The organism is Candidatus Falkowbacteria bacterium (assembly GCA_016699775.1).
Taxonomy (GTDB): Bacteria; Patescibacteriota; Patescibacteriia; order Patescibacteriales; family Patescibacteriaceae; genus Patescibacterium; species Patescibacterium danicum.
In genome coordinates this window covers 839,484-853,694 of sequence record CP065010.1, presented here as the reverse complement: position 1 = coordinate 853,694, position 14,211 = coordinate 839,484, and the positions used below count along the sequence as shown (strand labels likewise).

Annotated in this window: 8 protein-coding genes, 5 tRNA genes and 1 rRNA gene; 11 read left to right on the top strand and 3 right to left on the bottom strand. The window is 36.6% G+C overall.

Annotation, left to right across the window (positions count from 1 at the left end; genetic code table 11):
• The first annotated feature begins 242 nt into the window (after window positions 1-242).
• From IPN41_04225 to rpsP, 9 genes are all read left to right on the top strand, one after another.
• A complete protein-coding gene (locus IPN41_04225; protein ID QQS60288.1) occupies window positions 243-1,127 on the top strand; it encodes a DUF4931 domain-containing protein in 885 nt (294 codons plus the stop codon).
• A 378-nt stretch (window positions 1,128-1,505) separates the two neighbouring features.
• Window positions 1,506-2,991, top strand: a 16S ribosomal RNA gene (locus IPN41_04220).
• Window positions 2,992-3,278: 287 nt separating this feature from the next.
• Window positions 3,279-3,352, top strand: a tRNA-Ile gene (locus tag IPN41_04215).
• A 91-nt stretch (window positions 3,353-3,443) separates the two neighbouring features.
• Window positions 3,444-3,516, top strand: a tRNA-Met gene (locus tag IPN41_04210).
• Window positions 3,517-3,604: 88 nt separating this feature from the next.
• A tRNA-Phe gene (locus IPN41_04205) sits at window positions 3,605-3,677 on the top strand.
• Between the two features lie 93 nt (window positions 3,678-3,770).
• Window positions 3,771-3,841, top strand: a tRNA-Pro gene (locus tag IPN41_04200).
• 1 nt (window position 3,842) lies between these two features.
• Window positions 3,843-4,421 (top strand): hypothetical protein, encoded by a 579-nt coding sequence (locus IPN41_04195; protein ID QQS60287.1) that lies wholly within the window; start codon window positions 3,843-3,845, stop codon window positions 4,419-4,421.
• Between the two features lie 8 nt (window positions 4,422-4,429).
• Window positions 4,430-4,504 (top strand) — tRNA-Gly (locus IPN41_04190).
• Window positions 4,505-4,633: 129 nt separating this feature from the next.
• The gene (rpsP, locus tag IPN41_04185; protein QQS60813.1) at window positions 4,634-4,915 is read left to right on the top strand and encodes a 30S ribosomal protein S16; all 282 of its coding nucleotides are present in this window, start codon (window positions 4,634-4,636) and stop codon (window positions 4,913-4,915) included.
• A 42-nt stretch (window positions 4,916-4,957) separates the two neighbouring features.
• Here rpsP and IPN41_04180 read toward each other — a convergent pair whose 3' ends face one another.
• The 3 genes from IPN41_04180 to IPN41_04170 all read right to left on the bottom strand — a co-directional run bounded on the left by IPN41_04180 (window position 4,958) and on the right by IPN41_04170 (window position 9,072).
• Window positions 4,958-6,886, bottom strand: a complete 1,929-nt coding sequence (locus IPN41_04180) for a RecQ family ATP-dependent DNA helicase (GenBank protein ID QQS60286.1) — start codon at window positions 6,884-6,886, stop codon at window positions 4,958-4,960.
• A gap of 68 nt (window positions 6,887-6,954) precedes the next feature.
• The gene (locus IPN41_04175; GenBank protein QQS60285.1) at window positions 6,955-7,821 is read right to left on the bottom strand and encodes a bifunctional 5,10-methylenetetrahydrofolate dehydrogenase/5,10-methenyltetrahydrofolate cyclohydrolase; all 867 of its coding nucleotides are present in this window, start codon (window positions 7,819-7,821) and stop codon (window positions 6,955-6,957) included.
• Between the two features lie 9 nt (window positions 7,822-7,830).
• Window positions 7,831-9,072, bottom strand: coding sequence for a serine hydroxymethyltransferase (locus tag IPN41_04170; GenBank protein QQS60284.1), 1,242 nt, complete (start codon window positions 9,070-9,072; stop codon window positions 7,831-7,833).
• 56 nt (window positions 9,073-9,128) lie between these two features.
• Here IPN41_04170 and IPN41_04165 point away from each other — a divergent pair, with 56 nt between their 5' ends.
• A complete protein-coding gene (locus tag IPN41_04165; GenBank protein QQS60283.1) occupies window positions 9,129-10,316 on the top strand; it encodes a polymer-forming cytoskeletal protein in 1,188 nt (395 codons plus the stop codon).
• 314 nt (window positions 10,317-10,630) lie between these two features.
• Entirely contained in the window at window positions 10,631-13,984 is a 3,354-nt protein-coding gene (locus IPN41_04160; GenBank protein QQS60282.1) for a hypothetical protein, read from the top strand.
• Window positions 13,985-14,211: the final 227 nt, after the last annotated feature.

Here is a 14,211-nt window from a genome sequence, read left to right as displayed (position 1 = left end):
GTTCTTGCTTTTTTTTGGTCTTTCTTGGGGCCCTTTTTAGCTTAGTAAAGGGAAGTTGGTTTGGGGTCGTTCTATATTGTTTATCTCTACTTTTGTCTTTGTGTCGGAACCAGAGAGTTTGTCTTTCTTTTTTTGCCTTTTTTTTTTCGGCGATATCCTTGTTTTTGTGTCGCTTAAACTTGATTTTTTCAAAATGCGCGATTATTTAAAAATTAAAAAAATCAGAAATTAGAAAAGATTATTTGATGGATAAATACGTGATCATTGCACCGCGTCGTTCAAAGCTACCGAAGCAGATTAAAGAAACCAGTGTAGTAGTTAGTCCAATTAGTCCCTTTACCTCTGACCATTTAAAAAAAGAAAAAATTATAGATTCAATTGGTCGAGGAAAAGATCAGATCATTGTTTTAAAAAATTTATTTCCAGCGGTAGCGTTGAATAACAAAAAAGCCTATGGAACTCAGGAAGTAATTATTGAAGTCCCTGACCCATCGATTCGCTTATCAGATTTACCGATAGAACATTTTGTTAGATTACTGACAATGTATTCACGAAGAATTAAAGCATTGATGGCCTTGCCAAAAATAGATTATATTCTTTGCTTTAAGAATGAAGGTGCTTCAGCTGGAGCTTCAATCCAACATGAACACTCACAAATTTTTGCATCAAATTTTTTACCACCTGAAGCTGTAGAGGAGTTTAGGTTACTTGAAGAGTATCATAAAAAAAATCGTAGTCATTTTTATGGTGACTTAATAAAAAAAGAAATAAAAACTTCACGAAGAGTGTATGAGGATCAACACATAGTCGCCTTTACACCATATGCCAGTGCTTTTCATTATGAAGTTTGGGTCTTTACTAAACGCCAGGTAGACAATCTAACTAAGCTTTCTAAATCCGAGGTGTTAGCTCTGGCAAAGGTTTTGAAAATGATTCTAGAAAAATTAAAAAAATTAGGCTTGGCCTATAATTATACCTGTCGTCAATCTGTTTCTAATAAGCATCAACATTTCTGTATCAAAATTGAACCACGAGATAGTGTTTGGGCTGGTGTGGAATTAGATGCTGGATTGATTATAAATTCAGTTCCTCCAGAGGATGCAGCTAAATATTATAGAAAGAAATAATTTGTTTAATATTAGCTAATTATCTATCTATTTAGTTGTTAGATTTTACCCCTTGACACCGATTCCAAAATACCCTATTATTATTCTTACTGATTAATCTAATATTTATTCCGCTCATGGCTGAGCCGAACAAGTACTTGGATCGAAAAATTTGAAAACACGTAAAGAAGAAACAGTGACGAAAACTCTGGAGTTTGTGTCCCTGTTTTTTCTTTCCGCAAAGAAAGAAAATTGATCGTTGACAAATGAATTTTTGTGCTAACAGGCGCTAATTAAATTCGGAAATACATTCCTTTGATCTATTCTTCGGAATAGTTCACTTGTTTGATTAACCAAGATTAAAAAGTTAATCGTTGGAAATACCCCAACTGAAAAAATATCACAGAGAGTTTGATCCTGGCTCAGGATGAACGCTTGCGATGTGTCTAAGGCATGCAAGTCGAATGCTAGTAGCAATACTGGCATGGCAAACGGGAGAGTAACACATTGGTAACTTACCTCGAAGTCGGGCATAACCCGGAGAAATCCGGAGTAATTCCCGATGGCCGTGGGGGGACATAAGTCATTCCCACGTAAAGTTTTTTCGCTTCGAGAGAGACCTATGTTCTATCAGCTAGTTGGTAAGGTAACGGCTTACCAAGGCTACGACGGATAGCGGGTGTGAGAGCATGGCCCGCCTCACTGGGACTGAGAAACTGCCCAGACTCCTACGGGAGGCTGCAGTCAAGAATCTTCCTCAATGGCCGAAAGGCTGAAGGAGCGACATCGCGTGCAGGAGGAAGCCCTTCGGGGTGTAAACTGCTTTTCTCTGGGAAGAAACAATGACGGTACCAGAGGAATAAGGGGTTGCTAAACTCGTGCCAGCAGCAGCGGTAATACGAGTACCCCGAGCGTTATCCGGATTTATTGGGCGTAAAGCGTGCGTAGACGGTTTATAACATCTCCTGTTAAATCCCAAGGCTCAACCTTGGGGCTGCGGGAGATATGGATAAACTAGAGGCTGGAAGAGGTAAGCGGAATTGCTGGTGTAGGGGTTAAATCCGTTAATATCAGCAGGAACACCAAATGCGAAGGCAGCTTACTGGAACAGTTCTGACGTTCAGGCACGAAAGCGTGGGGAGCGAATGGGATTAGATACCCCAGTAGTCCACGCTGTAAACGATGGATGCTAAGCATTGGGAGTTTCGACCCTCTCAGTGCTGTCTGCCTAAGTTAACACCTTAAGCATCCCGCCTGGGGAGTACGGCCGCAAGGCTAAAACTCAAAGGAATAGACGGGGACCCGCACAAGCGGTGGAGCATGTGGTTTAATTCGACGATAAGCGTGGAACCTCACCAAGGTTTGACATATAGCTGCAGACCCCTGGAAACAGGGGAGCCTTCGAGGGTGCTATACAGATGCTGCATGGTTGTCGTCAGCTCGTGTCGTGAGATGTACCGTTAAGTCGGGAAACGAGCGCAACCCCTACCCTATGTTTTACGTGTCATAGGGAACTGTCTGCTTTAAGCAGGAGGAAGGTGGGGATGACGTCAAATCAGCATGGTTCTTACACCTTGGGCGACACACGTGCTACAATGGGAAGTACAAAGGGACGCCAAATCGTAAGATGGAGCAAATCCCAAAAAACTTCCCTCAGTTCGGATTGAGGGCTGCAACTCGCCCTCATGAAGCTGGAATCGCTAGTAAACGCAGATCAGCCATGCTGCGTTGAATACGTTCTCGGGTCTTGTACTCACCGCCCGTCACACCAAGAGAGTCGGAGGCGCCCGAACTTGCTATTGCAGCAAGGAAGGTGAAGCCGATGATAAGGGTGAAGTCGTAACAAGGCATCCGTAGCGGAAGCTGTGGATGGATCACCTCCTTTCTAGGGAGATCGCTTCGAAAGAAGCAATGGTCGGCCTTTTGATGCTCTAGTCACTAGAGATAGAAAGGCACTGAAGTACTTCTACTATTTTCTTTTGAGAATTATAGAAGGGCTATTTTAGCGCCTGTTAGCACAGAAATTCATTACAATAATATGCAAATAGTTTATGGGCCTATTTGGGACTCATCCAGAGCAAGGGCTATGGATGACAACAAGGGATTGGCCAAAACTTTTTTTGTCAGTCCTTTTTTGTTAGAATATTTGGATGGGTAGATGGAAGACAGCAAGGGCATATAGCTCAGTTGGTTAGAGCGCGACACTGATAATGTCGAGGTCCATGGTTCGAGTCCATGTATGCCCACCGGAAGTTAAAGGTTATAAAGTTATTATGTTATAAAGTATGATTTAATAAATACTTTAAACCTTATAACTTTCAACTTTTTAACTTATATAGCGGGGTAGAGCAGTTGGCAGCTCGCCAGGCCCATAACCTGGAGGTCGTCGGTTCGAATCCGACCCCCGCAACAAAATTAGTTAAAAGTTTGTAATGTTATAAAGTTTATAAAGTCAAATTTAATATGCACTTTATAACTTTATGAACTTAAACTACTTTGCCTTGGTAGCTCAGTTGGTAGAGCAGTGGCCTGAAGAGCCTCGTGTCGTCAGTTCGATTCTGACCCAAGGCACAGAGTGAGTTAAAAGTAATAAAGTTGAAAGTTATAAAGTAAACATTAAGTTAAGCTTTATAACTTTATAACTTTTTACTTTATAACTCATTACGGGGTGTCGTATACCGGTAGTACGCATGCTTTGGGAGCATGTTGACTGGGTTCAATTCCCAGCACCCCGACATGGAATTTATTAAAGACATTTCTTGGGAAGAAATATTTTCTTCATGGAGAGAGCGGGAAGGCACTAATCCTAAATGGATTAAAGTTGCCACTGAAGTAAAAGGTTGGTCAGATTGGCAGAGCTGGAGACAGTTTACTGCAAGTCAGATTAGAGCAGCTGAACGTGAATGGAAAATTTTTAAATTCAGCGATCCTTTACAAGAAATTCCTGAAATGTTAGTTGGGCCATATTCAGGATGGCAGGCAGATTTATCAGAGAAAAATTCTTTGTCATTTTCTCAGTTCCTAGAAGTTCCGATTAAATATGAGGTATTTAGTAATTCAGAGGGATTAGTTTCAATGATGAATGCCTTACCTTTTGATACTGAATTTATCGGGATTAGACGTTTAGATACCAATCAAATTGTTTGCATTGAAGGTCATCATCGAGCGACGGCAATTGCATTAAGCAAAAAACTTGAAAAGAATATTGATTTTTCTACAACTGAATTAACTATCGCCTTATTTGATTTACCAGTTGAGGAAATAGATTTATTTGATATGATGTTAGAAAGAGGAACAACAAATATTCCAAAATAAATAGTTAAGCGGGTATCGTATAATGGTTATTATGTTAGCCTTCCAAGCTTAAGATAGGGGTTCGATTCCCCTTACCCGCTCCATTTTTAATAAAAAGACATTCGTGGGGTAATATTCTACTAGCCCAATATTTTATTGACAAATTCTTTAATCTAGGCTAAAATTTTTTCACCGTCTTTTGCTCAATATTAATTATATTATCTATTATGTTAATGATTCGTTTATCTCGCATTGGGAAAAAAGGTTATCCAACCTACCGCTTAGTTATTTCTGAAAAGCAACGTGACCCCTATGGAAAGGCTTTGGAAATTTTGGGTTCATATAATCCACATTCAAAAGAACTCCAAACTAAGCCAGATCGTATTAAACACTGGATTTCTATGGGAGCTCAAATGTCAGACACTGTTAATAATTTACTGGTTACAAAGAAAATTATTGAAGGTAAAAAGACAAAATCTCCTGCTGCAAAAACTAAGAAGAAAGAAGCTAAATAAAAAATACCCCGGTCAGTGACTGGGGTATTTTTTTGTACCAAATTATTCTTTCGGCATCTTAAATTTCAGACCTTTATTTTGCAAAAATGTTATGTGATCCATAACAATTTTTTTTGAAATATTTCGAGCTTGGCAAATTTGCTCAATACGTAGTCCCTGATTAATTAGTTCCAGTGTTTCTAATTGTGTAAGCTTTGTTGAAAGTTTATGAACTGGTTTTTCCGAAGCAAGCTCAACCTCAACTTCTTTACCTTCAGAGGTGGCAAAAGCCCTATACTTTAAACAAGTGTCACACTTTTCACAACGCTCTAATTCTTCATCGCCAAAATATTGTAACAAATATTTTTGTCTACAGCCGGTAGTAAAAACATATTGCTCCATCATATCAAGTTTGGTATACGCCTTGGCTGCCTTTTTTTTCATGGCTTGTGTATTGATATCTAAATCAGTCGAGTCAACTTCTTTTAACATTTCAATTTCTGTACCTTTAAATGGTGGTGTGTAGGTAAGCATGTTTGCGGTCACTAATTTTTTTATTAAACGATTTAAGGTTTCACGATTAACATTAATTAGACTAGAAATTTCATCAAGATTACCTTCAAAGCCTTCTACTAATTCTTTTTCAAACCGGCCAAAAAATTTATTAAAGGTTTCAATTTGAACTTTGGCACGATTTCCAAGACAGTCACGGGCTTCAGAAACCGAAGCTAATAATTTAAAACTTGCTTGACCAATTCGTTCGCGTGAACGACGAACATACCCGGCTTGCTCTAGGATCTTTATACTTGTTCCGATTGCCATTTCTGGAGAATCATCACCAATTGATTTTTTGATATCACTATAGGTTAATAATATTTTTGTTTGTTTGTAGCTTAGTAAATATTCATATACTTGATACACTAGTTCTGGTGGTGGATTATCACCACGAATAAAAAATTCACGTAAATATCGATCACGAGGATTATATAACAATAGACAAACACTGGGCTGACCATCACGTCCAGCACGGCCGGCTTCTTGATAATAGGCTTCAATAGTTCCGGGGAGATCATAGTGGATTACAAATCGAATATCTTTTTTATCAATACCCATTCCAAAGGCATTAGTGGCAACAATAACTTGGGCTTTGCCACTCATAAAATTATTTTGCACCCATTGTCTTTCTTCACTCTGCATCCCCGCATGATAGCCAACTGCTTCGATACCTGCTTCCAAAAGAACTTCTAACATTTCATCGGCCTTGGCGCGTGTTCCAACATAAATAATCCCTGAAGCTTCATTTAGGCTTGATAGAACATCTAAAATAATATGGGCTTTTTGACTGTCAGCTGCTTCAGAAACACCAAATTGTAAGTTGGGGCGAGCAAAGCCTGTAATGATTTGTGATGAGCCGTGAATATTAAGTTGGGTAATAATATCTTCCCTCACTTCTGGAGTGGCTGTAGCGGTTAAAGCAATAACCGGAGGATTACCGACTGACTCAATTGCTTGTTTAAGGCGCATGTAACTTGGGCGAAAATCATGACCCCATTGGCTAATACAATGAGCTTCGTCGATGGCAAATAAACTAACTTTTATTTCTTTGAGTCGAGAAGTAAAATCTTCATTATAAAATCGCTCAGGAGCAATATAAACAAGTTTAAAATCTCCTCGTTCAATTTGCTCAAGACGAATTTTTGTTTCCTCAGGACTTAGAGCACTATTAATAAAAGTGGCGGCTAGTCCACGTGCTAATAAAGAATCAACCTGATCTTTCATTAAGGCAATCAAGGGTGAGATAACTAGTGTTACTCCTGGCAAAGCTAGAGCTGGAAGTTGATAGCATAAAGATTTACCACCACCAGTTGGCATAATCACTACAGTATTTTTTTTATTAAAGATATTTTCAATAGCCTCTTCTTGACCAGGACGAAATTCAGAGAAACCGTAGTATTGATGAAGCAGGGAGGTGAGAGTGGCGCGATCAGGCATAGTAATAATTAAATACTAAAGTGTAAAAAAGCAAAATAAAAAAACTTATTTTGTAGTTTTATATTTTATTATTTTGTGGTTTGTAATAAATTTTTATTTTTCTTAAACATTTGCAGAGTGTTCCAGAAAGCCATGGCAATTGTCATTGGGCCAACACCTCCTGGAACAGGAGTGACCCAACCATCAATATCTTGTAAATTTTCAAAATCAACATCACCTTTTATTTTTCCGTCACTGCCTTTGCTAATGCCAATATCAATAATGACAGTTTCAGTGTTAACCATTTCTCTGGTGATGTAGTGAGGTTTTCCAATTGCAGAGATTAAGAGGTCGGCTGATAATGTTTTTTCAGAAATATTTTCTAACGTATTTTCTACCAGTGTTACTTCCGCTCCTTGTCTACGTAACACTTCGGCCAAATTATCGGCAAAGATATCAGAGTTGGCGATTAGGACAACTGATTTTTCATACAGAGAAAAATCAATGCTTTGTAACATAGCTAATATAACAGCATAAACTGGAGGCAATATTGCTTCAGCGTTATTATCTTCGGACATTAACATTTCAAGATTTTTTTTCGTAAAGCCGTCAACATCTTTTTCTGGTTTAATGGTATTAATAATAGTGTCTGTATCAAGATGCTTTGGTAAGGGAAGTTGTACCAGAATGGCATCAATCGCTGGATCATTATTAAGAAACTCAATGGTTGAAATAAGGTCAGCTTGTTTAATATCATCATCACAGCGATAGACGTGTGTATCAATGCCCACAGCTTTGGCTTGCTTTTCTTTTAAGCCAACATAGAGCGTTGAATCAGGTCGATCTCCGATTAAAATAATGGCAAGTCCGGGACGCGGACCGCTGAACGTAAGAATTTCGGAAGTAATTCCGTCTTTTATTTTTTCGGCAAGGGCCTTTCCATCAATCAGTTTCATTCATTTTTATTAATATGGAAGGGGATATTTTGAACACAAAACTTGGATTGTTTGTTTGCATACTTCAAGCGTTGCTTCATTTTCTTTATTTTCCAGAGCGGTGTTTATAGTTTTAGAGATTAAAATACAATCTTCTTGGTTGCAACCCCGAGTCGTGATTGCAGCCGTGCCTAAGCGAATACCCGAAGGATTAAGTGGTGGATTTGGGTCATTTGGAATTGTTGAGCGAGAAACAGAAATACCAATTTTTTCTAAAACTTTTTCTGCCTCTTTCCCAGTGATATTTTTATTACGAAGATCAATGACAAATAAATGATTATCAGTTCCACCAGAAATAATGTCATAGCCTAAGGTTGTAAATTCAGTGGCCATTGTTTGAGCATTGGTAATGACTCTTTGAGCATAGACTTTAAAATCAGGCTGTAAGGCCTCACCAAAGGCCACAGCTTTGGCAGCAGTCATATTATCATGTGGACCACCTTGAATTCCTGGAAAGACTGCACGATTAATTGCTTTGGCATGAATTTCTTTGGACATAATAATTGCCCCTCTTGGTCCACGTAAGGTTTTATGCGTTGTTGTCATAACAACATCAAAAAATGGAACAGGGCTAGATAATACTCCAGCGACAATTAAACCAGCTGGGTGTGAAATATCAGCAAAGGTTAAGGCACCTACTTCGTCTGCAATATTTTTAAATTCCTGCCAATCAACATCACGTGAATACGCACTAAAACCAGCAACAATCATTTTTGGTTTTTTTTGTAAGGCAAGTTCACGAACTTGATTCATATCAATTCGACCTTCTGCATTTAAACCATAGTGTACGAAATTGTACATTAAACCGGAAAAATTAATTGGATGACCATGTGAAAGATGTCCACCATGATCTAAACGTAAACCAAGAACTGTATCACCTGGTTTCAAGAGGGCTAAATAAATTGCTGCGTTAGCCGGTGAACCGGACAAAGGTTGAACATTAACAGCCTCAGCACCAAATAATTTTTTTGCTCGTTCAATGGCTAGAGTTTCTACTTCATCAATCACGGTATTGCCACCATAATATCTATGTCCAGAATACCCCTCGCTATATTTATTCGCTAATGGTGAAGCAAGCGCTTCAAGGACAGCCGGTGAAACGTAGTTTTCTGAGGCGATCAACTCTAACTCGTTTGCCTGTCGTTGGGTTTCTTTATTAATTAAGTCAGAGATTTCTGAATCAGTTTGAGAAAGTAATGTAGTAGTTTTCATGGATAATTTTGCTTAAATTTAGTATAATAACAGTATTAGTATTTAACCATAAAAATATGTCAAAGACAAGGTTAGGTTTAGCGGTATTTTTAGCGCTTTTTGTTGGTTTTTTTGCCTTTCAAGCAAAAGCTTTGATGGTGCAAAATAAAGAGTCGCTCTATGTTGCTAAAGATGAGGTTATTAGTAGCAGTTATGTGGCAGCTGGATCTACCATTACGATTGATGGAAAGATACAGGGTGATGTGATTTGTGCTGGACGGTCAATAATCATCAATGGTTTCGTTGATGGTGATGTTCTTTGTCTTGGACAGACAATTACTATTAACGGGGAAGTGCGAGGCAGTGTTCGGGCGATCGGAAGTTCAGTTGTTATTAATGGAAAAGTTGCTCGTAATGTAACTGTTGCCGGAAGTGATGTTGGTTTAGGGTCAAAGGGTGAGGTTGGATGGGATATGATGTTTGCTTCAGCCTATTCAGATATTCGTGGAGCGGTGAAAAGAGATATAGACGGTGCTGGAGCAATAATGACAATTGGTGGTTTGGTTGGACGTAATGTAAATTTATTTGGTGATCGAAATGATGATTCAAAAAATGATAAGAATAATAATCCAACAATAACAATTGCCAAGGAAGCAGTAATTAATGGAAATCTATCATACACAGCGACACAAGATGCTTTGGTTGAAGAAGGAGCTATGATTAAAGGTTCAACTGATCGTCATGATTTTGCTTTACGTCGATCAGGTGATGCAAACTCGGCTGTTGCAGCCTATATCTGGTGGAGAATTATTGTTATCTTTTCAGCTTTGCTCGTTGGTTTAATTTTGATTAGTTGGTTAAAGCGTCCACTTCATGAAATTTCTCAGAAAATATTTGTAAAGCCATATGCAACTTTTGGTTATGGTTTACTGTTTATTATTGTCACGCCAATTATTAGTATCTTACTTATGTTTACTTTTATTGGTATTCCGTTGGCTCTAATGATGAGCGCCATTTGGTTGATTGTTCTCTATCTTGGAAAAATTATAACAGCTATTATCGTTGGTCAAGAAATTATGAAACGACGTAAACAAGTTGAGGGTAAAAAGTCATCGGCTGTGCTTGCAATGGTTGTGGGAGTTGTTGTCTCATATCTAATTTTTTCAATACCTGTTCTTGGTGGCTTCATGTCTATGTTGGCCACTATTTTTGGAGTCGGTTTGATTTGGATTTATGGAAGAGAGAAGAGTGTTATTCATAATTAAACAATGAAGGTTTTATTTTCTAAAAAAACTTAATAATGTACTCATAATAATAAAACCCATATGGAGTTTTATTATTGCAAAAATTTTAAGTTAGTTATTATGTTGAAGTTAAGTTTGATTAATAAATAATTATTTAGTTGAAAAGGGTTTTTTGATATTTTTATTTAGATCAGTAGAAAGTGCAATATGTGTATACACATTACTTTGTTATATTAGTTAAACTTCAGATTGAATTTAATTTATAAACTTGAATTATATTATAAAAAAAGCTAAAATTTAGAAATTAAAGTTAGCTATTACTTGGCGAACCTAGTATGATTTATATAAAATTTTATCGATTTATCAAGAAAATAAAGAAAATTTTATTTATTTTTACAGTTTTTGCTATTTTAACGTATTTTCTTAGTTTTAGCTTCACTCATGCTGATTATTATGAATTTATTTGGGATACTGCGGGACCAGAAAACTTGTTGCCTTCAGTAGAGTTAAAATATATTGCTGGAGATTTGACCTCAAGTAATCTATTAGCAGCCGTCAGTGGCGGTCGAGTGTATCGATCAATAGACGGTGGTGATGCCTGGGGTGAAGTTCAGCCTGCGGGAGATCAAAATAAAAATTGGATTTCAGTAAGTGTGAGTGGTGATGGTAATGCTATGTTAGCAGCCGTCAGTGGCGGTCGACTGTATCGATCAATAGACGGTGGTGATGCTTGGGATGAAGTTGAGCCTGCGGGGAATGAAAATAAAAATTGGATTTCAGTAAGTGTGAGTGGTGATGGTAATGCTATGTTAGCAGCCGTCAGTGGCGGTCGACTGTATCGATCAATAGACAGTGGTGATGCTTGGGATGAAGTTGAGCCTGCGGGGAATGAAAATAAAAATTGGATTTCAGTAAGTGTGAGTGGTGATGGTAATGCTATGTTAGCAGCCGTCAGTGGCGGTCGACTGTATCGATCAATAGACAGTGGTGATGCTTGGGATGAAGTTGAGCCTGCGGGGAGTGAAAATAAAAATTGGATTTCAGTAAGTATAAATAGTGATGGTAGTGTTATGTTAGCAGCTGTCAGTGGCGGTCGGGTGTATATAGAAGATTCTACTGAAGATGCCTGGAGAGAACTCAATATTATTGGAGAGTTAGATAATCAATGGTCATCGGTCGTTGTTAGTGAAGATGGGTCAACTCTATTTATATTGGCAAGTCCTGGCAGATTATATTATTCAACTAATTTAGGATCTTCTTGGTATGAGACTCAGCCGGCAGGAAATAGTAATCAGACTTGGAGTAATATCATAGTGAATCAAACTGGATCTATTGTTTGGGTAGCTAATCAGACCAATGAATTATTTTCTGGTGAAAGAGATTTAGTTACACCCAGCGCACCAGAGAATATTACTATTACTAATAATGTGAGCTCTCTCAAAACACTTAATGATTTTCCGGTTTTTAAAACTGAGGAAATTCAAAATTCGGGGCCGTCTGTTTTTGATTATGCACACGGCAATGTTCAAATTAATGATAAGTTTTATATTGGGACTAGAACAACCCCATCAAAAATTATTGTTTTTAATAATCCGAATGATTTAAGTGATTATAATTCGGTAACTATTCCAAATACTTCAAGTATTGGTACGATGACATTTGATAGTGAGAATTATAGAATCTATGCTGCTGTCCAGATGACAAATACTAATAATTTTACAATACTTTCTATTGATCCTGATAATATAAATTCTTACTCGACTGTAGTAAGTGAGAATCTGTTTTCCGGTTCTTCTGATCCGGGATTAGTTACTGATAATACCTATGTATATGGAGTAACTTATGCAAATCCTATAAAGATTTTTAAGTATAGAATTGCCGATTGGGAATTAGTAAATTCGGCAGATTGGGTTGGAGATGCAAGTCTTGGTCATGCCGGCCAGATATATACTTATAGTGATAGAACTGAATTATACTTTACTGCTGCAGCAGGGACACAGACAGTCATTAAAGTTGATGCAAGTGATCTTAGTTATGAAATATTTGAACTTGATTCTGACATAGTAATTAGCGATGACATTGCTTTTCGACCACTAGATGATACTGGTGGACTTTTATATATTTCTTCAGAAATTAGTAATATCGCTTATGTTTTAGATACTAGAGATATGTCTATAGATTCATTTTTTGCGCCTAAAGCTTATGGAGTATTTATTAATGGGAATAATTTGTATTTATTAGGAAATAGTGGTTATATCGCTAAATATCCTAATTTTGATATTGACTCAGTTAGATTATTTGATTTAACTAATGAAGTGCCAAATGAATTTTTTATGTCAAGTAGTGGAAAGAAATTTTTTACTAACTGGAAAAACATACCGCTTGGCATAATTACGAGTTATTTAAAAGAGTATGAAGAAACAACAATTTTATCAACCCCCAATACTGTAACAATAACATGGGAGGAAGAAACACCTGATGTAACATTTCAAATTTTTTTATCAACTGATGGAGTCAATTATACAACATTAGAATCAAATTACGCCAATTTTAGCTATACTCTTAATAATCTCCTTAGTGATAATGAGTATTGGTTTAAAATTATTGCGAAAAATGATACCGAGTTTTCATCGCCAGTTATTTTTACTTTCACTACGGCTTCCTTTGATGCTGCTTCTTTAAGCTCTGTACCAACAGTTTCCTACTTGAGTTCTGGTAGAAATAGTATTTCATTACAGTGGGAAGGAGATGCTAATGAATATTTTGTTAAAATAGGTGATGCAAAATCAGGTTGGATTTCTGGAATGGACTATACTTTTTATAATTTAACCTGTAATACAGAATACCAAATTTCTTTGAAGGGTAGAAATGATAATAATGTTGAAACCGATTACAGAACGATGTCGATTTCTACAAGCGCTTGTTCTAGTAATGGATTGATATTTAATCAAGATAGAGAGAACAACAGTCTTAAAAGTTTTGATTTTCTGATTAATAATGGAGATCAAGAAACTGATAATCAAGAGTTAATTATTACTCATTTAAATCAGCTGGAAAATATTTCTAACATTTCTGTTTGGTTAAATGACGATTCAGGGAATAAACTAGTGTATCCATTTACGTCGAAGATTAATTTTAAATTACCTGCCAGAGAAGGTTTGTATACTGTGCACATAGGATATTATGTTTCTGGAAGTTTGGTGCAAGTAGTTTCAAAATCAATTGTTTATAGATTTAAAGATATTCCTAAAAGGGAAAATTTTTGTCGAGATGATTCATTTCAGGCTAAATATAGTGATGTGAATGTATCGATTTTTAATCGTTTGAAAGGAAAATTTCTCTTAGCTACTGAGGATAAGGGAAAAATTTGGTATATAAGCCCAAAAACAGGATATCGATATGAAGTTAAAGAAAGTGATGCATTATGCTTATTTCAATCATCTGCTCTAGGTATTTCTGATAGTAATTTAGAGAAAATTAGTAAGTACTCACAATCGTATTCTTCGTTGGGGGATCGTTTTAAAGGTTGGATATTATTACAAGTTGAAGATAGGGGGAAAACTTGGTATGTATCACCTTCAAAAAATCGTATTCAGGTTACATCAAAAACACTTTTAGATATTGCTAAGCAACATTTAACTGGAGTTCTTAATAAAGATTTAACTAGCATTCCAACCTATTATCAGTAGATTATTGTATTATTATTTTAATAATACAATCATTTTTGTATGAAAGTTTATTTTGATTAAGAATTGTAGTATTTGTATTATTTTGTAAATTATAGTGTTTATAATGAGTTTAAATAACTTATTAATTATTTATAAAATTTAAGGTTTTATAGTGTTTTAATTTAGCTTGATTTTCATAAAAAAAACTAGTATACTAGCCAGACTGGAGTTTATTCATAAGCTCCTTT